19 protein-coding genes and 1 pseudogene are annotated in these 19819 nt (G+C 67.4%); 10 read left to right on the forward strand and 10 right to left on the reverse strand.

Going from position 1 to position 19819, the window contains the following annotated elements; genetic code table 11:
• Position 1 precedes the first annotated feature (1 nt).
• Positions 2-577: a hypothetical protein gene (locus tag DM816_RS04265; RefSeq protein ID WP_117208731.1), complete on the forward strand. Its 576-nt coding sequence runs from the start codon at positions 2-4 to the stop codon at positions 575-577.
• A gap of 337 nt (positions 578-914) precedes the next feature.
• Here DM816_RS04265 and DM816_RS04270 read toward each other — a convergent pair whose 3' ends face one another.
• The gene (locus DM816_RS04270) at positions 915-1046 is read right to left on the reverse strand and encodes an MbtH family protein (RefSeq protein ID WP_246001539.1); all 132 of its coding nucleotides are present in this window, start codon (positions 1044-1046) and stop codon (positions 915-917) included.
• A gap of 517 nt (positions 1047-1563) precedes the next feature.
• On the opposite strand from DM816_RS04270, the gene DM816_RS04275 reads away from it, so the two are divergent.
• On the forward strand, positions 1564-2172 hold the full coding sequence (locus DM816_RS04275; protein WP_246001536.1) for a S8 family serine peptidase: 609 nt from the start codon (positions 1564-1566) through the stop codon (positions 2170-2172).
• 302 nt (positions 2173-2474) lie between these two features.
• Here the strand turns inward: DM816_RS04275 and DM816_RS04280 are convergent, their stop codons facing one another.
• Positions 2475-3542 (reverse strand): hypothetical protein, encoded by a 1068-nt coding sequence (locus tag DM816_RS04280; protein WP_117208733.1) that lies wholly within the window; start codon positions 3540-3542, stop codon positions 2475-2477.
• A 418-nt stretch (positions 3543-3960) separates the two neighbouring features.
• On the opposite strand from DM816_RS04280, the pseudogene DM816_RS44200 reads away from it, so the two are divergent.
• Positions 3961-4296: pseudogene (locus DM816_RS44200) on the forward strand (sigma-70 family RNA polymerase sigma factor); the annotation flags it as partial.
• A gap of 217 nt (positions 4297-4513) precedes the next feature.
• Entirely contained in the window at positions 4514-4744 is a 231-nt protein-coding gene (locus DM816_RS44205; RefSeq protein ID WP_246001540.1) for a hypothetical protein, read from the forward strand.
• A 163-nt stretch (positions 4745-4907) separates the two neighbouring features.
• On the opposite strand, the gene DM816_RS04290 is transcribed toward DM816_RS44205, so the two are convergent.
• On the reverse strand, positions 4908-5990 hold the full coding sequence (locus tag DM816_RS04290; RefSeq protein WP_246001538.1) for a glycoside hydrolase family 113 protein: 1083 nt from the start codon (positions 5988-5990) through the stop codon (positions 4908-4910).
• A 158-nt stretch (positions 5991-6148) separates the two neighbouring features.
• Here DM816_RS04290 and DM816_RS04295 point away from each other — a divergent pair, with 158 nt between their 5' ends.
• Both DM816_RS04295 and DM816_RS04300 read left to right on the forward strand, forming a co-directional pair.
• Positions 6149-7540, forward strand: a complete 1392-nt coding sequence (locus tag DM816_RS04295; protein ID WP_117208736.1) for an aminotransferase family protein — start codon at positions 6149-6151, stop codon at positions 7538-7540.
• A gap of 15 nt (positions 7541-7555) precedes the next feature.
• On the forward strand, positions 7556-8578 hold the full coding sequence (locus DM816_RS04300; protein ID WP_117208737.1) for an alcohol dehydrogenase catalytic domain-containing protein: 1023 nt from the start codon (positions 7556-7558) through the stop codon (positions 8576-8578).
• A 63-nt stretch (positions 8579-8641) separates the two neighbouring features.
• Here the strand turns inward: DM816_RS04300 and DM816_RS04305 are convergent, their stop codons facing one another.
• Genes DM816_RS04305 through DM816_RS04325 form a run of 5 tightly spaced genes read right to left on the reverse strand, consistent with a single transcriptional unit; the run spans position 8642 to position 14706 of the window.
• The gene (locus DM816_RS04305; RefSeq protein ID WP_117208738.1) at positions 8642-9859 is read right to left on the reverse strand and encodes a cytochrome P450 family protein; all 1218 of its coding nucleotides are present in this window, start codon (positions 9857-9859) and stop codon (positions 8642-8644) included.
• A 26-nt stretch (positions 9860-9885) separates the two neighbouring features.
• Positions 9886-11103, reverse strand: coding sequence for a cytochrome P450 (locus DM816_RS04310; RefSeq protein ID WP_117208749.1), 1218 nt, complete (start codon positions 11101-11103; stop codon positions 9886-9888).
• Positions 11103-12329, reverse strand: coding sequence for a cytochrome P450 (locus tag DM816_RS04315; protein WP_117208739.1), 1227 nt, complete (start codon positions 12327-12329; stop codon positions 11103-11105). Before DM816_RS04315 ends, DM816_RS04310 begins: the two co-directional genes overlap by 1 nt.
• Positions 12330-12331: 2 nt before the next feature.
• The gene (locus tag DM816_RS04320) at positions 12332-13357 is read right to left on the reverse strand and encodes an NAD-dependent epimerase/dehydratase family protein (protein WP_117208740.1); all 1026 of its coding nucleotides are present in this window, start codon (positions 13355-13357) and stop codon (positions 12332-12334) included.
• 2 nt (positions 13358-13359) lie between these two features.
• Positions 13360-14706, reverse strand: a complete 1347-nt coding sequence (locus DM816_RS04325) for a nucleotide sugar dehydrogenase (RefSeq protein ID WP_117208750.1) — start codon at positions 14704-14706, stop codon at positions 13360-13362.
• Between the two features lie 121 nt (positions 14707-14827).
• Between DM816_RS04325 and DM816_RS04330 the strand changes: the two genes are divergently transcribed.
• Together DM816_RS04330 and DM816_RS04335 are read left to right on the forward strand one after the other, a co-directional pair.
• Positions 14828-16042, forward strand: coding sequence for a class I SAM-dependent methyltransferase (locus DM816_RS04330; RefSeq protein ID WP_117208741.1), 1215 nt, complete (start codon positions 14828-14830; stop codon positions 16040-16042).
• Positions 16043-16273: 231 nt separating this feature from the next.
• Positions 16274-17143, forward strand: a complete 870-nt coding sequence (locus DM816_RS04335; protein WP_117208742.1) for a helix-turn-helix domain-containing protein — start codon at positions 16274-16276, stop codon at positions 17141-17143.
• Between the two features lie 25 nt (positions 17144-17168).
• On the opposite strand, the gene DM816_RS04340 is transcribed toward DM816_RS04335, so the two are convergent.
• A complete protein-coding gene (locus DM816_RS04340) occupies positions 17169-18533 on the reverse strand; it encodes an MFS transporter (RefSeq protein WP_117208743.1) in 1365 nt (454 codons plus the stop codon).
• A 203-nt stretch (positions 18534-18736) separates the two neighbouring features.
• On the opposite strand from DM816_RS04340, the gene DM816_RS04345 reads away from it, so the two are divergent.
• Positions 18737-19294 (forward strand): hypothetical protein, encoded by a 558-nt coding sequence (locus DM816_RS04345; RefSeq protein WP_117208751.1) that lies wholly within the window; start codon positions 18737-18739, stop codon positions 19292-19294.
• Positions 19294-19473, forward strand: coding sequence for a hypothetical protein (locus DM816_RS04350; RefSeq protein ID WP_117208744.1), 180 nt, complete (start codon positions 19294-19296; stop codon positions 19471-19473). Before DM816_RS04345 ends, DM816_RS04350 begins: the two co-directional genes overlap by 1 nt.
• A 67-nt stretch (positions 19474-19540) precedes the next feature.
• Here DM816_RS04350 and DM816_RS04355 read toward each other — a convergent pair.
• Positions 19541-19819: carboxymuconolactone decarboxylase family protein (locus DM816_RS04355; RefSeq protein WP_483964154.1), on the reverse strand; the 279-nt coding region annotated here is incomplete at its 5' end.

Consider the following 19819-nt stretch of genomic DNA (forward strand, 5'->3'; position numbering starts at 1 on the left):
GATGCCACTGCACCTTCCCGAACCACCCAACGGCGCGCCCGACGATGTCCGGTCGAAGCTCCGCAAGTTCGCCGAGGAGGGCAAATTCACCGGCAAGGCGCTGCACGGCGCCCGGAAAGAACAGCTCGATGTCTCCACCCCGCACCAGGTCTTCACGATGGGACTCGACGACGTCCTCGCCGGCGGCGGTGTTGACCGGGCGCGGCCGGCGGGCTGGCGTTACCTCATCGAGGAAGCCGGGCAACCGATCGCCAGCGCCGAGACCTCGGCCGGGCCGGACGGGACCCAGGAGGTGTCCCAGTTCACCGAGGGGCCTTTCGTGGCCGCCACCGACAAGGCCATGAAAATCGTCCGGAAACTGCCCAAGCTTGAAGCAGCCGGCTTCGAGCTGCGGCTGTTGCGCATCCCCGCTGTGTATCAGATGGCGTTGTGGCTGCACTCCGCGGAGGAGGATCTGCTGGTGCCACTGGAACCATCGTCGATCGGCAAGGAGGGTAAGGCCATGCCGGCGGACGAGTTCTTCAACGATCTGGCCGAGCTGGCCCGCGCAACGTCTTTCCGTGCTGAGCCGGATTAGCCCTTTAGCAGGCGTCGGTGATTGTTTCTAGCGCTCCAAAGTAGAAGGGCCTTGCCCTGCTTGGGTTGCGACTCCAGCGCAACCCAAGCAGGGCAAGGCCTTGTGGTGACCACGATATCGCGTGAGCCGAGCGAAACTCGGCCCGGCGACGCAAGGTGGCGGCCCGGCACGGGCTGCCGGGGCATTGGGACGGGCGGCCGGCGGCGATACTCAAACAAGACTCATATGAGATCGGCGGCAATGGTGAAGCGATCCCGTTCGGTGGGCTGTTCGCGATGCACCCACCAGCCGCGAAGGATCAGTCGCTGTGATCCATGTGCTCGCGGAGGCTGTGTGGTCACATGTCGGTCCACACCTCGTCCACGTGAGCGGAGCATTCGTCCCGGCTGCCGGTCGTGCCGTCCGGCCGCCAGCCCGCGGGCACTTCCAGGTCAGCGGGCCAGAGCGAGTATTGGCCCTCATCGTTCAGACCGGGGTCCCGGCGGCGTGGCTGGACACCTGCACCCTGGACGCCGCCGTGGTAGGTGCGCATGCGGCGCCGGCCTTCGTCGGCATGGAACCGCCGGTCGTCGATGCCAACCCGAACGACAACCTGGCGCGGTCAGCGACGCCCACCGCGTCTTCGACGTTCTCGGGTTACTCCCCGGCCCGCGTCAACGACGGAGTCCGGGACACCCGCCTCGGACCGTCATACAGTTGGGCCAACAACCTCGGCACGTACCCGCCGAACAACCCCGAATGGTCATGCTCAACTTCGGCGCTGCCAAGACGTTCCGCCGCGTCGTCGTCTACACCAGCGAGAGTTGTCCCATCCGGGAGTTCGGCATTCAGGTGCTGAGCGGCGGTACGTGGGTCACGCCCGCCGGCGGTTCGGTCCGCGGCAACACGCAGCTCAGCCGGACCATCAACTTCGCTACCGCGCAGAGCTCGCAGTACATGCGCGTCCTCGGTATACGTGGACCGACCCATAGGGCGCACCTGGAGCCATGTACAGCACCGTCACCGACCGGTACGCGCACACCGCCCAGCTGGTCAACCCGAGCCTCAACTTCCGCGCCGTCTTCCAGAGCAGCAGCTGGGGCAGCGCGCCGACCACGGCATACACCACGGTCTCGGCGGACATGGACCGGATCGTGTTCGACCACGACCTGCTGATCTGCCAGTCGCAGAGCAACGCCGGCACACGCAACTCCCGCCCGCAGGCGTGGGCGAAGAACGTCGTCAGCGTCAGTGGGCAGTACCACCGCAACACCCTGGCGCGCACCGATGACGCGTGGAGCAGTGGCGCCTTGATCGGCCCGGCCGCCGACGGGCGCCTCAAGCCGGATCTGTCCCACTGCTACGACCAGATCAACACCACATCGTCCGCAAGCGCCACCTCGTACACCTCGACCTTCGGCGGTACGAGTGGAGCCACCCCGATCACATGCGGCAACTTCGGTCTGCTGTTCCAGATGTGGGCCGACGGTGTCTTCGCCGGCTCCCCGGGCCTTGGCCGTGATGTGTTCGACTCCCGGCCGCATGCCGCGACCGCCAAGGCGCTGAGATCAATCAGGCGAACCAGTATCCCTTTAGCGGCACGGCACACGACCTGACCCGGGTCCACCAAGGCTGGGGCACCGCCAGTGTCGGCAACCTCTACGCACAAGCCCAGGCGAACGGCTGGCGGCTGCCGATCCTGGTAAACGAGACCGACCTGCTGACCGCGGGCACGCGTCGCGCGTACACCATCACCACGGATGGCACCCAGCCGCTGAGGGCGACCCTGGTCTGGACCGACCCGGCAGGCTCGCCCAGCGCCGGACTTCCCGGTCAACGACCACACCACGATCGAGAGCCCGGGTCGCGGAACGATCTGCATGTGGTCGCGATCTGCTGATTGGGGCGACGGCTGCGGTCAGGACCGGCGCGCCACGTCGCTGGGCCAGAACTCGATATAGGTCACAAACCCTTGATCTTTATCGAACCTGACGTAGGCGACGATCGGGCCGAACTGCCAGCAGTCCACGGCGAGCAGCAACGCGCTGCTATGGGGTACACCGAATCTGTCATGGACGGCATGCCTGCTGTCGTACAGCGAGAAGCCGTACGGCAACGGCACTTGCAGCGGGTGCTGCGGCGTCGGCCGGCGGAATCTGACCGAAAACAGCCACCAGTCGTGGTCCTCGTCCTGGTACAGGGTGAGGTCGGCGTTTGCGACCACCGGCTTGAGGCGGACCTCGCCCAGGCCGTCGTCGAGGGTGGCGATGGTGGCCGCCGGGTCGGGGTAACCGAGCCGCGCAAGCCACGTACGCAACGGGGCATCGGTGATCCGCAAACCGACAAGGGCGATGTGCTCGTCGGCAGCAGCCTGCGCACCGACTGTGTCGGCCCACGGCGGGCGGGTGGTGAACGGCTGGTATCGGCGGTACAGCTGGTCGTGCAGTATGCCAGGATCCACCACAATCTCGGGTTTGCGCAACTCGTCGCGGCTGCCGGCGGTCAATGGGATCTGATGCCGTTGGCAGAACGCCACGACCCGCGCGAAGTAGTCCTGGTCTACGTCGTATCCAAGCCAGTCGAAGATCATGGCCTCGACCAGCGTCTCGCCCTCCAGGACGGCGAACTGTCCCTCGGTGTCGAGCCTGACGATCGCCGGTCGGTCGGTCGCCGGCTCGTCGGGGTGAAGCCAGTAGCCGAAAAGGTCACCGTTGAACCCGTCGACGACCACGGCCATGTGCCCGAGGACCTCGTCGATGGCGCGGTTGTTGGCGATCACACCGGGGTCTTGCTCGCCCTGCTGGTATTGCGGGTCCAGCAACGGATGCAGCTGCCCCGGGGTAAGCACGTGCACCTCGGCGAACGGCGGCACCGAGCCTTGCCCGCGCAACACCCCGTCGAGCTCCAACTCCGCCAGCCGACGCAGGTCGTCAGGAATAGCGCGGCCGCGCAGGCGGTCGCCGAGATGATCCTCCACCCGACCCATGAGGCTCCCACTCAATCTCAATCGGACGACGTTTGCCGCCGACCATAGCAACGCGGTAACGCGGAGCGGCTCCGGCCCGTTCGTCCACTGCGAGTGCAGGCGTCCCGTCTTCTCGGCACCACCGCGAAAGGCCGCACCACAGGGCCACCCGGATATCCGTAACTGAAGACAAGTGGCATGATCGTAATGCACTGGCGGTATCCAGCAGGCCGCACGCTGGGCTGGCGGAGGTCTTTGCGCGCTTTCAATCGTCCGTTGTGGACGATCGCGGCCGTGGATGAGGCGGCGGCAATCGCAGGGCGCGGCAAGGTTGGGCACACTGGTGCAACCTGGCGCCTGGCCTGAAGTGTGAACGAGCGTGACTACGGCCGACTTCACGAGCTTCTACCACGCTCATTTCGCTGACACGGTGACGCTGGTGTACTCCTTCACCGCGGACATGCCCGCGGCTCAGGATGTTGCGCAGGAGGCGTTCGCACGGGCGTGGCAGCGGTGGCCGCATGTGTCGGGCTATGACAACCCGCTGGCCTGGGTGCGCCACGTTTCCATCAACCTGGCGAACTCACGCTGGCGGCGGCTGCGCACCGCGCGCGGATTCCTGGAGCGCCAGCGCGAGGAACACGAGGCCGAACTCAACCCCGATCACGTGATGGTGGTAGCCGCGCTGCGCAAGCTGCCACGTAATCATCGCGAAGCGATAGTGCTGCACTACCTGGCGGACATGCCGATCGACGAGGTGGCGCAGCATCTGAACGCGCCGCTGGGCACGGTAAAGTCGTGGTTGCACCGTGGCCGGGCGGCGCTGGCCGCAGCGCTGGTCATCGAGTTGCCTGCGGTAACGACGCCGCCAGCCGATCAAATCATCAAGCGGGGAACACAACGTCGGCGGACCAGCGGTCGCCGCCGATCTGCGCAACCGCAAGTTCGCCGTTGGCCGTGTCGAAAACGAACAAGTCCAGCCTCGCGACGAGGTGGCCATCATCAGGTACGGGCCGCGGACCATTGGTGCTGCCCATCTGCTCAACGCCTACATACTCAACGAGGCAACGATGGACTTCGACATCACACGGACAACCGATACTGTGGACCTGGTGGTCGGCGGACGGTACCGGCAACTGGCGACACCGACACAGATGCGCCAGGCCATCGCCATCATCGGCCGCCCGAAGCTCCCGCCGGGCACGTGCGCCCCGCCGCAGTGACCTGCCTAGCCGCTTTGCCCAGCGCCGCAACGGGCCAATTCACAGACCGAGCACCTGGCCTTGTTGTCGACGGTATCCGCGGTATGCATCGCCTGGAGACACCATGTCGTGTTTGTTGCGCGGCCGGGCCCGCCATCGACCTGGACGACAGGTGCTTCGAGGCCTACTTGATTCGCCCACCCTCGTGACGACTTTGAAAGCCCGCATGCGCGTAGTGGTCGGCGATGAGATGAAACGACTCCTTCGGCTCCCAACGGTAATCCGAGGCGGGATCGGAGAAGTCGTCCCGGATTGTCTTGACAATCGCCATGCTCGCCGTGTCCAGGTCCAGACGTGGGTCGGTGGAATGCGGATGGGTGGGGTGGATGAGTTCGGAGACGGCGACTCCGGCGACGCGCGCTTCGTCGAAGATGTCCAGCATTTTCAGGTGGTACGCGGCCTGTGCGCTCTCGTCCCGGCAGTATCCATCCAGGATCGTCGGCACGGGCCGGGAGCGGTCGACGATATCCCAGAAGAAGAAGGCCCGTTCCTCCGCAGCGGCGTAGGTCGCCGTCCCGAACTCGGCGATGAGGATGGGCTTGCCCCAGCGACGGTATCGTCCCACCTCCGCCAGGTGCTGTTCGCGCGTCTTCGAGGTGGGCAGGTACTGGTACATCAGGCCGATGTAGTCGAACCACCGCCAGTCAACGTCTTCAAAGTATGCCGCCGAGTAGCTGAGGCTGCCCCGGAAGTTGGCGCGGGCAACGGCCGCGGCTTGCCCCAGGAAGGCGTCCAGCCGTGGTGCGGCCGCCGTGAAGTCGACTTTCGCGGTCGGCGTGAGCAGGTGGTGGTCGGCATCGGCGTAGATGTTGGCCATCCGTTCGTGGTACTGGTCACCAGGGATGATGCCGGGCGTGAAAAGGAGGTGGACGGCGCCGACGGTCAAGCAGATCCGGGCGCCGCCGGTCCGGAGTGCCTCGGCCAGCCGGGCCGCCTCGGCAAGGTGATCGAGAATCTCCGTCTGCGGCCGGTCGACGAGCCGCGGCTGCAACCATACGTGCAGATCGCGCTCGGCCGCGGCGGTGGCGGTGGCGGCCAGGCGATCGAGGTCGCTGCCGTAGACCGTCACGGAGTTGGCGTTCAGCTGGTCGCTGATCAGGCTCAGCTCGGAGTTCATGTGGTCATTGCTCCACCTGGCCCGCGACAGCGCACCCTGGCCGGTGGCGAAGTTGGTGCCGGTGTCGTAGGCAACACCTCGGAATGTCATGACTGGCATTTTCGCGCCGGGTGAACGCGGCAGGCATCCTCGAACGTGCGCGGTCACCTGACCGGTTGCGCATGCACGAAGGTGTCTGGTCGTGCGCGGAGTGCCATCGTATCGGCACCAGGTCGTTTCAGCTCAAAGAGAGCATCGAGGAGTCACCTATGACGATGGCAGGTACCATGCCCGCCGGGTCCGCGACTTCCGCGGAGAAACTGTCCGAATTGGACCGGCGGCATATTGTTCATCCGCACCAACGGCACGACCGCCGCGACCGCCGGATCATGGTGCGGGGCGAGGGATGTAGCGTTTGGGATGCCGGCGGCCGGGAGTACCTGGACGCCATCGGTGGCGGCATCTGGGTGGCACAGGTGGGTCACGGGCGGCGCGAGCTCGCCGCCGCGGCCACCGCCCAGATGACGGAGCTGGCCCACTTCACCGGCTTCTTCGAGTATGGCAACGACAAGGCGGCCTTGCTCGCGCAGCGGTTGGTTGCGTTGGCCCCCAGCGACATCACCAGGGTGTACTTCACCAACAGCGGCTCGGAGGGCGTGGACACCGCAATCAAGGTGGCTCGGATGTATCACCATCTCCGCGGCCAGCCGGACCGCAACTGGATCCTGGCGCGTCACTTCGGCTATCATGGCTCCAGCTATGGCAGTGGGACGGTCACCGGCATCCCGATGATGCAAGAGAGGGTGGGGCCCAACCTGCCGAACGTGGAGAAACTGTCCGCCCCTTACCCGTACCGCTCTGAAATGTACGGTGGTGAGGAAGTCACCACCTTCCTGTTGCGGGAGCTGGCCGGCACCATCGAACGCCTGGGCGCGGAAAACATCGCCGCCATGATCGGCGAACCGATCCTCGGTGGCGGCGGAGTCATCGCACCGCCGCCGGATTACTGGCCGCGCGTTCGCGAGCTCCTTTCCCAACACGGCATCCTGCTGATCGCCGATGAGGTGATCACCGCTTTCGGGCGTACCGGTGCTTGGTTCGACTCTCCCGGGCGCGGCATGGACGCCGACATCATCGTTACCGCGAAGGGACTCACCAGCGGATATGCCCCGTTGGGCGCCGTGCTCATGCGCGAGGCAGTCGGCGAGACGGTGGCCCACGCCGGGCCGAGCTTCTTCCACGGGCACACCTACTTCGGGCACGCAGTCTGCTGTGCGGTAGCGCTGTCCAATCTCGACATCATCGAGCGGGAGGACCTGCTGGGCCGGGCACGGCAGATCGGCGAGTGGTTCTCCACCGGCCTGGCGGCCGCGGCCGGGCTGCCCGCGGTGGGCGAGGTTCGGGTGGAGGGCGCGACCGCAGGGATCGAGCTCGTCGCCAACCGCGAGACCCGCGAGCCGGTCGCTCCCGACCTGGCGCTGGCCGTCGCGGACGAACTCTATGACACCTATGGCATCATCACTCGCAATTACGGGCCGACGCTCGTGCTGTCACCGCCGCTGGTGCTCGACGAGCGGCAGGCACGCCGCACCACAACCGCGATCCTCGAAGTGCTGTCCCGTCTCGACGTCGCCGCAGGCCGGATCTTCCCGAGTATCTGAAGGAGTTGTGGTGCTGTGAAGGCTGCCGTCATACCCGAAGTCAACGCCGCATGGGAGCTTCGCGAGATACCCACCCCGCAACCCGGGCCAGGTGAGGTGCTGATCCGGGTGCGCGCGTGCGGGGTCTGCTACAACGACGTTCTGGCCACTATGGGTGCGATCCCATTCCCGGCAAGCAATCCCGCGGTGACCGGCCATGAGCCGGTGGGGGAAGTCGTCGCCGTCGGACCTGGCGTCACCACCCGTCACAACGGTGATCGTGTCGGCGTGACCTGGGTCCGCTCCGGTTGTGGCCGGTGCGACTACTGCCGCCTGGGTCTGCCGGTGACCGGCCAGACGGCGATGAACTGCCCGGCGGCGGTGACGACCGGGTTCAGCGCACCCGGCGGGCACGCCGAATATCTGGTGACGCGCGCCGACGACACGATTCTCTTGCCGGACAACCTCGCCGACGAGCTTGCGGCCCCGGTGCTGTGCGCCGGTTACACCGCATGGTCGGCGCTACGGGCGGCCGATCCGCAGCCGCACGAGCGGGTGGCCGTGCTGGGTATCGGCGGGCTCGGCCACCTTGCCGTCCAGTTCGCCCACGCATGCGGCTTCGAGACCATCGCCGTGACTCGCTCGCCGCAGAAGTTCCAGACGGCCAAGGAACTCGGCGCCGACCTCGTTGTGGCCAACGGGGAGAAGCTGCGCAAGGCCGGCGGTGCGGACGTGATCCTGTTGACCGCGCCGTCGCATGGGGTCGCGTCGGAGGCGTTGCAGGGGTTGCGGGTCAACGGCCGGATGGTACTGGCAGGCATCGACGGTACCGAACCGTTCACCATTCCACCGGCGTTGCAGTACCCGTTCTTCGCCCAGGGTCAACGAATCATGGGCGCGACCCACGGCGGCCAGAGCTACCTGCGGGAGGCGCTCGACCTTGTCGCCTCGGGCAGGGTCACGCCACGCGTCGAGGTCTTCCCGTGCGACCGGGTGGCCGAAGCGGTCGGCCGGGTCGCCAAGGGCGAGGTGAGATTCCGCGCGGTCATCACCTATTGAACGGCGCGAAAGTGAGCCCCCGGCCATGAAATGGACCGGGGGCTCACTGCCGCGGTGAAGCGGCTACGCCGCAGTGAACCGGACCGGCAGTGCCCGCAACCGGTGCAGCACGAAGCTTTGCTTCCATTCCAATGCAGACTCCGGCACGTCCAGCTTGAGCTGAGACAGGCGGCGTAGCAGCGTGCCGAAGGCGATCTCACCCTCGGCCCGGGCCAGCGGGGCGCCCAGACAGTAGTGGATCCCATGGCTGAAGCCGAGCAGGTACCCAAGATTCTCCCGGCCCAGGTCCAACCGGGCCGGATCGTCGAAGACGGCCGGATCGTGATTGGCCGCCGCCGCGGCGATGACCACGTGCTCGCCTTGCTCGATGGCAAAGCCCGCCACCTCCAGCGGCTCGGCCGCGAAGTGGTAGGTGATGCAGGAGACCGGACTGTCGAATCGCATCAGCTCATCGACGGCGTTGGGCAGCCGGCTCGGGTCGGCCCGTAGTTCGGCTTGCTGCCGCGGGTGGCGCAGCAGCGCCAGGATGCCGTTGGCGAGCAGGTTCACCGTGGTCTCGAAGCCCGCGGTGAGCAACAGCAGGGCGTTGGACCGCAGCTCGAGGTCGGTGAGCCGGTCGCCTGCCTCCTGCGCGGCGATCATGCCGGAGATCAGGTCGTCGCCCGGCTCTGCACGGCGCCTGGTGACCAGCTCGGCGAGGTAGGTGTCAAACCAGCGCCCCGCGGCGATGATGTCATCGAAGCCAGACGATGCGTTGATTCCGGTCAATACCTCGGCGTGGCGCTCGAATTCGGCGCGATCGGCGAACGGCACGCCCAGCATCTCACTGATGACCGCGATCGGCAGTGGCAGCGCCAGCGTCTCGACCAGGTCGGCCCGGCCTTTCGGCGCGATGACGTCGATGAGCTCATCGGTGATTTCCTGTATCCGTGGGCGCATCTGCTCCACCCGCCGCCGCGTGAACGCCTTGGATACCAGCTTGCGCAGCCGGGCGTGATCGGGCGGATCGGCGAACAGCATGTGCCGCGACAACGGATAATCATCGCTGGCCAGAGGATGGAAGCGGTGGAGTTCCGGAGCGGCCGCGCTCACGCTGCGTACCAATCGTGGATCGGAAAGCGCCTCCCGGGCGGCGCCGTTGCCGGTGATCAGCACGGCCGGCATGCCATCGGGCAGCGCCACCCGGTGGACGGGACTGCGGTCACCGAGCGCGGTGAACAGCGCCTCGGGGTCGCCGAACACATGGGTAGTCAAGGGAATCTCGCCTGTGCGCTGGAGCATGTCAATCCTCGTTGGATAGTCGGTTATTACCAGGCCACCGGCAGCGACGCGAGGCGCTGCACGTCCGCGTCGCGGTAGGTCGGGACCTCGCCGGCCGGGACGGCGAGCCGCAACGTGGGTACCCGCTCGACGAGCGTGCGGAATGCCACCTCGAGTTCAAGCCGGGCAAGGTTGTGCCCGAGGCAGTGGTGGATGCCGAAGCTGAACGCGAGGTGGTTGGCCGGGGGCGGCCCGGTCACGTCGAGGCGCTCGGGATTGCTTGTCACGCTCGGATCGAGGTTCGCGGCCGCCATGCTCACCAGCACTGGGTCCCCGGCTTTGATGGTGTGTCCGGCGATGTCCACGTCGGCGACCGCCACCCGCGCCAGCTGCTCCACCAGCGACACGTAACGCAGGATTTCCTCGACCGCGCCCGGCACCCGGTCCGGATCGGCGGCCAGCTGCGCGTACTGCTCGGGATGGTCAAGCAGCGCCAGGGTTCCCAGCGCGATGACGCTGGATGTGGTGATCGTCCCGGCGACCAGGATGGCCAGGGCGAAGGCCGCCAGCATGGCGCGGTCGAGCTTGCCTTGGCGCAGCGGTCCGGCGACAAGCGAGTCAAGCACTCCCGGTCCGGGATCGCCGGCGGCCTTCTGATCGATGAGCCGGTGGAGGTACGCGGTCAGCTCTGCCATCGCCGCGTCGGCTCGCTCCGGATCGAACAGCCTTCGAACCGCCGGTTCGAAGGTCTGCCGATCGGTGTAAGGCACCCCGAGGTGGGCGCAGATCACCATCAGCGGCACCGGGGCGGCGAAGTCTGCCACCAGGTCGGCCGGCGGCCCCTGGGCCAACAAAGCATCCAGCTGCTCGTCCACGATCTGCTGGATCCGCGGGCGAAGCGCGGCGACCTGCCGGGCGGTGAACCGGGGCACGAGCAGCTGCCGTTGCCGGCTGTGCTCAGGCGGGTCGACGCCGAACAGCGCACCGGCGAAGCCACCCTCCTGTTCCCGCGCCATCTCCCGGGTGGCCCGCATCCTCAGGTGGCGCGGATCCATGACCGGGTAGTTCGGATGATCGGAGCGGCTTGACACGCGTTTGTCGGCGAGCAGGGCCCGCGCCTCTGCCGGGCCGGTGACCAGCCAGGCGATCCGCCCGTCGTAGAGGCGGACGCGGGTGAGCGGGCCCATCTTGTTCAGCCTCGCCATCTGCGGCGACGGGCGGTAGGGACATTCGCGTGCCAGCGGATAGGCGGGCAGTTCGGCCATCACCACACCACCGGCAGTTCGTAGAGCCGTTGCAGCGTGCCGTCGTTGTTGTTGCTGCGCAACTGGTCGGTGGGCTTCAGCGAGCGCAGGTTCGGCATGCGCGCTGCCAGCGTCCGGAAGGTGATCTCCAGTTCGAGCCGGGCCAGGTTGTCACCGGGGCAGCGGTGAATGCCATGGCTGAACGAGAAGCTCGGCCGCGGCGGGCGCCGGATGTCGAAGCTGTCCGGGTCGGGTGTGATCGCCGGATCGAAGTTGACCCCGGCGCAGCTGATGAGGATCCCCTCGCCCTTCTTGATCGTGTGACCGCCGAGGTCGATGTCGTCGATGGCAACCCGGGCGAACGCTTCCACCAGTGACACGTACCGCAGGATCTCCTCGGCTGCCGCGGGGACGAGGCCGGGATCGGCGCGCAGGGCGGCCCACTGCTCGGGATGGTCGAGCAGCGCCAGCGTTCCGAGCGAGATGACGTTGGTGGTCGTGTCGGTACCGGCCACGAGCATCGCCATCGCGATGTGGATCAGTTCGTCGCGACTGAGCGTGCCTCGGTGCAGGTGCTCGGCGATGAGGTCGTCGATGAGCCCGGCCCGGCCGGCACCGGGGTTGCCCTCCTTCTTGGTGATCAGCCGGTCGAGGTATCGCCCCAGCTCATCGGTGGCCTCCTCGGCGAGCTCCGGGACGAACAGCTTGCGCGCCGGCACCTCGAACTCCTCGTGGTCTTCGTAGGGCACCCCCAGCAGCAGGCTCATCACCATCGACGGCACCGGCTGGGCGAGCTGGCTGACCAGGTCTGCCGGCGGCCCCTGGCGCAGCATCGCGTCCACTTTGCCATCGACGATGCGCTGAATGTCGTCGCCTAGCTGGGCCGTGCGCCGCAGCGAGAACCGCGGCATGATCATCTGCCGCTGCCGGGTGTGCTCCGGCGGGTCGACGCCGAACAGCACGTCGGCGTAGCCGCTGTCGACGACCTTCTCGAACTCCTCATTGAGCAACGGGTAGTTGCCGTGATAGGGCCGGATGGACACGCGGCGGTAGTCGGAGAGGATGGCCCGCGCCTGCGCGGCACCGGTGACCAGCCACGCGGTCCGTCCATTGTAGAGCCTGATCTTGGTCATGGGGCCCGATTCCCGCATGGCCACATGGTCGGCGGATGGCCGGTACGGGCAGCGCGACGGTCGGGGGATCGGAAACGCCGGCAATATCGCATCCGGTGGCGTATTCGGTGGCATAGTCATGGTGTCATCGTCGAGCCGGGCTGTGCGACCGGGCACCTCTCATCGTGCGCGGCCGAGGCGCCGCTGTCGGGCAGGGCGAGCCACCACGGGTTCGCCCGCGCCCACTCGATCGTGAGCTGCAGCCCGTCGCGTAGCGACGTCCGGCAGGACCAGCCCAGCAGCCGCGAAGCCTTGGTGGTGTCAGGGATTCGGCGTTCCAGGTCCTGGTACGCCGGCCCGAGCCGCCGCCCGGCGTCGACCGCCACCGTGGCCGCTGCCCCGGTCAGCTCGGCGATGAGCTCCACGGTCTCCCGCACGGTCGTCTCGACCATGCTCCCGATGTTGAAGACCTCCCCGACCGCGCGCGGGCTATCGGCCGCCAGCAGCGTGCCCGCCACCGCGTCGTCGACGTAGGTGAAGCAACGAGTCTGCCTGCCCTCGTCGTAGACCACCATCGGCCGCCCGTTGAGGGCGCGGTGCAGGGATCGGCTGAGCACATACGCCGGACGCTGCCGCGGGCCGAACACGTTGAAGTAGCGGACGATTGTGGCCTCGAGCCCGTGTTGCCGGACGAAGGCAAGGGTCAGGTGCTCGGCAAGCGCCTTGGCCGACGAGTACGCCCAACGGTCGGCCGTGGTGGGTCCGAGCACCCGATCGCCGTCCTCCGGCCACGGCACGGCGGGGTTCTTCCCGAACACCTCGCTGGTGCTGGCAAGCACCAGCTTGCTGCCGCTTTCGCGGATCAGATCGAGGACGTTGCGGGTACCCAGAAAATTTATGTCTATGACGTCCAGCGGCCGGGCGAGATAGCGGTCCACGCCGACGACGGCGGCCAAGTGAAACACGATGTCGGTGTCCCGGGTGATGGCCTGGCGCAGGCTGCCGGGATCGGTGACGCTGCCTGCGACGTAACGGGCCTGACCGCAGGGTGGATCCGGTGCATGAGTGTCGAACACTGTCACCTCGTCCCCCCGCGCCAGCAGTTGCTCCACCAGATGACTGCCGACAAAACCACTCCCGCCGGTCACCACCACACGAGCCATGTTCAGCGTCCAATCCCGCGATAGACGTAGCCGAGCTCATCCAGGAGCGCGACTTTTTCCTTGGGGTAGTGGGCACGCCCGTCCACGATCACGCACTGCTTCGCCACCGGCAGGGCGGCGAAGTCGAGGTCGGCGAACTCCTTGTGCAGAGCCAGAATCGCCAGGCAGTCCGCGTCGGCCACCGCGTTCACCAGCGACGGCGCGGGGGCGATCCCGAACGCGGCCTTGACCTCTATCGGGTCGGCCAGCGGATCGTAGAGGCGTACCGTGGCGCCGCTGGCGGCCAGGGCGGCGACCGCCGGGACGACGGGTGTGGCCCGCAGATCCCCGGTGTCGTTCTTGTAGGCCAGGCCGAGCACCGCGACCGTCGCCGACGCCGGATCCTTGCCAAGCCGGCGCAGTTCGTCGATCACCAGTTGGGCGGTGTAGCGCGGCATCCCGTCGTTGACCCCCCGCCCGGCGGGAACGGTCCTGATCTCCAGCCCCCTGCGGCGGGCCGTGTGCGCCACCATCCACGGATCCTTCGTCAGGCAGGAGCCGCCCACACCGACACTGGGCAACAGAATGTTGACCTTTCCGTTGCCTTTCGGGATCGTGTTGGCGGCAGCGATGACGTCAAGCACGTCCACATCGAACAGTTCGCTGAACATCGCCAGTTCGTTGGCCAGAGCGATGTTCAAGTCGATCCACCAGTTGCTGGCCAGCTTGACGATCTCGGCGGCCTCCAGTGACTCGACCACCACCACGTCCACGCCCATGGCCCGGCGCCAGAACGCGGCCACGCTCGCCGCGCTGCCGGTACCAAGCCCGCCGACCACGACGGGCAGCGTGCGCAGATCGCGCAGGGCGCTTCCCTGCGCGAGCCGCTCCGGCACGAACGCCAGGCCAAAGTCGATCTCACCGGCCAGGCCGCCGCGCTCCAGCAGCGGCAGCACCAGCTCGCGAGTGGTACCCGGGGGAACGGTGCTCTTGAGCGCGACGAGCTGCCCGGCGCGCAGGTGCCGGCCAAGCTCCAGGCATGCCTGCTGGAGCTGGTCGCCGGCCAGTGAACCGTCGTCGCGAATGGGCGTCCCAACCGTGACGAGCACAACGTCGCACCCGGCGACCGCGGCGCAGTCGCCGGTCACGCGCAGGCGGCCGGCCGCAACCTGAGCGCTGACAAGGTCTTCGAGGCCGGGCTCGCGCATCCGGCAGCGGCCCTGGCTCAGCTCGGCGATCAGGTCGGCGTTGATGTCAACCCCCACCACCTCGGCACCACGTTCGGCGAGGGTGGCCGCGAGCGGGATCCCGACATAGCCAAGACCGACCACGGCCACGCGGAGTGTTGTCTGTGCCGGCAGGAACCGCATAGCCACATCGTCGATGTCGCGCACCGGCGTGGGCATCTCCCAGCGTGCGAGTTCGGCGTTGCCGCCACCGCCTCGCAACGCCGGAGAAGCGCCACATGCCATGCCGCCCTAACGTGATCGCATGCCTAGCTGTCGTATCTGCGGCGGAGTCGTTTCGGAGTTGCTCGATCTGGGCCGGCAACCCTCGGCCAATCGCTTCCTCGCGCGCGCGGACATCGCGCGGGAGTTCATGTTCCGGCTGGCCATCGGGATGTGCCACAGCTGCACGATGGTGCAACTCATCGAGGATGTGCCGGAGGAAATCCGGTACCACGACGGGTACCGGTACCGGGCGTCCGGTTCCGCAACACACCGGCGGCATTTCGCGCGGGTCGCGCGGGAGCTGCTGGCGACGGAACTGGCCGGCCCGAACCCGTTCATCGTGGAGATCGGGTGCAACGACGGGGTCATGCTGGAGACGATCGCCCGCGCCGGCGTCCGCCACCTGGGAGTGGACCCGGCCAAGGAGGTCACCGAGCTGGCGCGGGAACGGGGAGTCAACGTGCTTGACGCGTTCTTCGGCGATTCCGTCGCGGAGGGCATCCGCGCCGAGCACGGAAGCGCGGACGTGATCTTCGGCGCCAATACCGTGTGCCACATCGCTTACCAGGATTCGCTGTTGCGCGGGGTAGACACCCTGCTGGGTCCGGATGGGGTATTCGTCTTCGAGGAGCCTTATCTGGGTACCGTCATCAGCCAGATGGCCTTCGACCAGATCTATGACGAGCATGTCTACTACTTCACCGCACGCTCGGTGCAACAGATGGCGCAACGGTACGGCTTCGAGCTTGTCGATGTGGGACGCTCCCCGCTGCACGGCGGGGAGATCCGGTACACGCTGACCCGGCCGGGGCGGCGGCGGCCCTCGCCCGCGGTGGGCGAGCTGCTGGCCGACGAGCGTCACCGGGGGCTGGCCGATCCCGTGACGTTTCAACGGTTCGCCGACGCGGTGGCGAAGATCCGCGACGACCTTCTTACTCTGCTGCGGGACCTGCGGGACCGGGGTAGCACCGTCGTGGGCTACGGCGCACCGGGCAAGACCGCCACGGTGACCAACTATTGCGGGATCGGCCCGGAGCTTGTGCCGTTCGTCGTCGACTCGACGCCCGCCAAGCAGGGGCTGCTGGTGCCGGGCTCGCACCTGCCGGTGCGGCCCCCGCAGGCGTTTACCACCGCGAATCCCGACTATGCGTTGCTGTTCGCCTGGAACCACGCCGACGAGATCATGGCCAAGGAGCAGGCATTCTCCAGGCGTGGCAAGTGGATTCGGTACGTGCCGGACGTGAGGGTGGGCTGAGCGGAAGCCGGCTGTCATGACCGTGGTCCGGGCAGAGGTAGCCGCTCGCGACGGATGGCATCTTCCTGCGTGCGACTCTCGCCCACGTGACCGCTGGTGACACGGCGATCGCGGAACGGAGCAAACGGAAAGAAGCGCGTGGCGCGGAACCGGTGAACAATCAGGTAAGCAACCGATTATTCGAAATCTATCGATTGGTTGCTCCTTCGTTTCCCGGTGATTGGAGGCTGCATGGACGCTGGGATCGAAAAGGCGGTGATCCGCGTCATCGAGTCGATGCGGGAGAACCTCGGCGACGAGCTCACCATGGACGACCTGGCGCGCACCGCACGATTCAGCAAGTTCCACTTCTCACGCATCTTCCAGCGTGTCACCGGCATCACGCCGGGCCGGTTCCTTTCCGCGCTTCGCCTGCAGAAGGCCAAGCAGCTGCTGGTTTCCACGGACCTCAACGTCACCGATATCAGCCATCGGGTCGGCTACACCAGTGTGGGAACCTTCAGCACCCGCTTCAGCAGCAGCGTGGGCATCTCGCCGGCGACATACCGGCGCCTGGGTGGCTACGTGCCGGCCTTCGCGCCCCAGGTCGCGCAGGCCGGGGACGGCGCCTCCCGTGCGGGTGCGGTGGTGCGCGGCCGGGTGCTGGCCGCGCCGACGGTGCCAAGCGGCGCGATCTTCATCGGGCTCTTCCCCGATCGGCTCCACCAAGGGCGGCCCGCGGCACACGCCCTGCTTCGTCAGCCCGGCCCCTACGTGCTGCGGGATGTCCCGCTGGGCACCTGGCACCTGCTTGTCCACCTTGTCCCGGGCAACCACCCGCCCGCGGTCATGCCGGGGGAGATGCCGTCCTACGTCGGGCGGACCGATCCCATCATCATTCGCAGCCCCCACGAGCTGTGCACCACAGATGTCCTGCTGCGTCCCATGCACCTGTTCGATCCGCCGGTGCTGCTGGCCATGATCGATGTGCGCCCCACGGCGCCGGGTGTGGCGGCGGCCGAATCCGGTTCGGTAGCCAAGATCAACGGCGCGCCGTGCGGGTCGTCGCCCGAGGCGACATTTGTCCACCGCCGCGGTGTCGCCGACCGGGCCTGGCGCTAGCAATGCGCCGGATTCCGTGTCTGCCTTAGACTCCCGTGCCTCCGTTGAGCGTGCCCGCACCCTCGATCCGCATGCCTTCGCCGACCCTGTCCGGGCGCTGGACTCCTGGCCCGCCGGGGCGCGCCGAGCGTCCCGGAAACAACGCCAAGGCGGCGACCGCGCAGATGGCCGCCGCCGCGGCGACGACGCCGAAGCCGGTGCGCAGCTTGGCCGTTACCTCAGCGGGTAAGGCGACATCGCCGGTCGCGCCCGCGACGATTCCTGATAGGACGATCAGGCCGGTGGCACCGCCGAGGGCGAAGGTGGTGTCGGCGAGCCCGTTCTCGGCCAAGGGGTGTGCCTTTCCGGCCTCCAGTACGATCACGGTCTGCGCCACGGCGAAGGCGGTACCGATGCCGAAGCCCAGGAGCAAAGCGCCCGTGAGCATGTCACCGGCGAAACTGCCCGGCGCCGAAATGGCAAGCAACACCAGTGCTCCGGCCAGAATCATTGCGGTGCCGAGGACAGCGGCCGCACGCGGTCCAAACCGGATCAATGCGGGCTGAGCCACGCGCGATCCTGCGACCGACGTCAGCGTGAGGACGGTCAACGCCAGGGCAAGCGTCAGGGGCGGGTAACCGAGCACCTGCTGCCCGTAGAGGGTCAGCAGAAACAGCGTCCCGTCGAAGGACACTCCCACCAGGAGCAGGAGCGCGACACTGCCGGCGGCGCCGCGGCGGCGCAGCCGCCGCCACGTTCCGGCCGGCGCCGGGGAACGCTGCGCGGGGTGCCCGTGGTGGGCAAACGCGGGTTGCCTCAGGACCAGCGCCAGCACGCATACGGCGACGACGAGATAGCCGGCGAAAGTCCATCGCCAGTCCAGGTACCCGGCGAACGTGCCGCCCAGCATCAGGCCGATCGTGCCACCGGAAGCGCCGATCACCGCCCACCACCGCAACACCACTCGGTCGGTTGGCCGGTTGCGCAGCGCCGCTTGCAACAACGGCGCCAGAGCCGGTGCGATGAAGGCGGCGGCGGTACCCTGCAAAACTCTCGCGATCAGTAAGGCGCTGGTGGACCAGGCCCCGACGGCCACAGCCGAGGCGAGCGCGAAGAGCGCCGCACCCGCGACAAGCGTGCGCCGGGCGCCGATCCGCTCGGTGACTCGGTGGCCGAACCCGAGCACAGCAGCGAAGCTGAGCAGATAGCCGGCGATGAGCCAGGAAGCGCCGGAGGCGGTGATGCCGAGCTCGGCCCGGATTGCACGCAGCATCGGGTAAAGGATGGTCCCGTCCACCATTATCAATGCGAATCCCGCGTACAGTCCGAGCAGGTTGTGCCACCGGCGTGGCGCGAGCCCCTTCCCGCTGCGGCGCGATGCTCCGGACACGTTCTCCGACAGGCTTGCCACACTCACTCCTTGTCGTCGTTGTCAGCGTTACGGGACCGTACACGTTCGCCTCGGGTTGTCAATGACGGCTCAGGACAGCACTGCGGGAGACGTCCGGGCTCCATGACTGCGCCTAGCGTAGGTGCCAATCAAGGAATATGTGCCAGGTGCATTTCTCGATGCATCGAGGTCCGTGACAACGAGAGCGGGTTGCCGTGTCGGTCATGCATTCGTCGATCTCCGCCAACCTGATCAGGCGGCTCAACGGGACGAGCCACCGGTTGGCGCTGAACACGTTCATGCTCATTGTCGTGGCGCATTGGGCGGAGCATGTCATCCAAGCCATACAGATCTGGGTGCTGGGCTGGCCCCGGACCGAGGCGCTCGGCCTGCTGGGCGTGCCTTTCCCCTGGCTGATCAAATCCGAGTCGCTGCATTACGGGTATGCGCTGGTGATGTTGCTCGGCCTGTGGGTGCTGCGGCACGCCTTCGTCGGCCGCGGCCGCAGGTGGTGGATGGTTTCCTTCTGGATCCAGGCCTGGCACCACTTGGAGCACTTCATCCTGCTGTTGCAGGCGGCCGTCGGCGCCAACCTGTTCGGCCGGCCGGCGCCGGTCAGCATCGCGCAGCTCATCATTGCGCGGGTCGAGCTTCATCTGCTCTACAACGCTTTGGTCTTTGTGCCCATGGTCGTGGCGGTCTACTTCCACCTGCGTCCCAGCCGCGAAGAGTTCGCGACGCAGAGGTGCAGCTGCCATCCGCGCCCGGCGGTGTCGATGTGATGGGGTACCGGACGATCCTCGCGCACACGGGAGGCCTTGCCGCGGAGCACATGTGGGTGGTCGTGCCGATGGCGATCATCAGTGTCGTGCTCATGGTGGTGCTCGCCCGGCCCAAGGCGCCACCGCCCGGCAAGCCGGAGTCACGGCTGGAATCCCGGCCGAAGTCCGGCAGGCGATAGCCGGGCGTGCGGCGAAAGTGCGAGAGCGGCGGAGCTTCACATCCGCCGCTCTCGTCGCCGTTTCTGATCAGCCGATCGAACCGAGCCACCGGCCGATCTGCCGGGCCGCCGCAAAGGCCGACCAGGCCACCAGCGCGACGAGCTCCGGGTCGCCATACCCCGCCGCCTGAACCGACTCGACGTCGCCGTCGGTCACTTGGTGGGAGGCAAAAGCCGTCAGCAACGCGAGCCGCCCGGCGGCTCGGGCCGTGTCGGGCAGATCCGAGACCGGCCCGTCGAGCCAGGCCCGGCTCGGACCGGGCGGGCGCCTGTCCCAGCCCGCAAGCCGTTCGAACACCACGCGCCG

The sequence above is a fragment of the Allorhizocola rhizosphaerae genome, assembly GCF_003426775.1.
Lineage (GTDB): Bacteria > Actinomycetota > Actinomycetes > Mycobacteriales > Micromonosporaceae > Allorhizocola > Allorhizocola rhizosphaerae.

Excerpts from the sequence above, each read along its gene's own strand:
- DM816_RS04265 (WP_117208731.1), top strand. The coding sequence starts at position 2 with ATGCCACTGCACCTTCCCGAACCACCCAACGGCGCGCCCGACGATGTC.
- DM816_RS04275 (WP_246001536.1), top strand. The coding sequence starts at position 1,564 with ATGTACAGCACCGTCACCGACCGGTACGCGCACACCGCCCAGCTGGTC.
- DM816_RS04280 (WP_117208733.1), bottom strand. The coding sequence starts at position 3,542 with ATGGGTCGGGTGGAGGATCATCTCGGCGACCGCCTGCGCGGCCGCGCT.
- DM816_RS04290 (WP_246001538.1), bottom strand. The coding sequence starts at position 5,990 with ATGACATTCCGAGGTGTTGCCTACGACACCGGCACCAACTTCGCCACC.
- DM816_RS04295 (WP_117208736.1), top strand. The coding sequence starts at position 6,149 with ATGACGATGGCAGGTACCATGCCCGCCGGGTCCGCGACTTCCGCGGAG.
- DM816_RS04305 (WP_117208738.1), bottom strand. The coding sequence starts at position 9,859 with ATGCTCCAGCGCACAGGCGAGATTCCCTTGACTACCCATGTGTTCGGC.
- DM816_RS04310 (WP_117208749.1), bottom strand. The coding sequence starts at position 11,103 with ATGGCCGAACTGCCCGCCTATCCGCTGGCACGCGAATGTCCCTACCGC.
- DM816_RS04315 (WP_117208739.1), bottom strand. The coding sequence starts at position 12,329 with ATGCCACCGAATACGCCACCGGATGCGATATTGCCGGCGTTTCCGATC.
- DM816_RS04320 (WP_117208740.1), bottom strand. The coding sequence starts at position 13,357 with ATGGCTCGTGTGGTGGTGACCGGCGGGAGTGGTTTTGTCGGCAGTCAT.
- DM816_RS04325 (WP_117208750.1), bottom strand. The coding sequence starts at position 14,706 with ATGCGGTTCCTGCCGGCACAGACAACACTCCGCGTGGCCGTGGTCGGT.
- DM816_RS04330 (WP_117208741.1), top strand. The coding sequence starts at position 14,828 with ATGCCTAGCTGTCGTATCTGCGGCGGAGTCGTTTCGGAGTTGCTCGAT.
- DM816_RS04335 (WP_117208742.1), top strand. The coding sequence starts at position 16,274 with ATGGACGCTGGGATCGAAAAGGCGGTGATCCGCGTCATCGAGTCGATG.
- DM816_RS04345 (WP_117208751.1), top strand. The coding sequence starts at position 18,737 with ATGCATTCGTCGATCTCCGCCAACCTGATCAGGCGGCTCAACGGGACG.
- DM816_RS04350 (WP_117208744.1), top strand. The coding sequence starts at position 19,294 with ATGGGGTACCGGACGATCCTCGCGCACACGGGAGGCCTTGCCGCGGAG.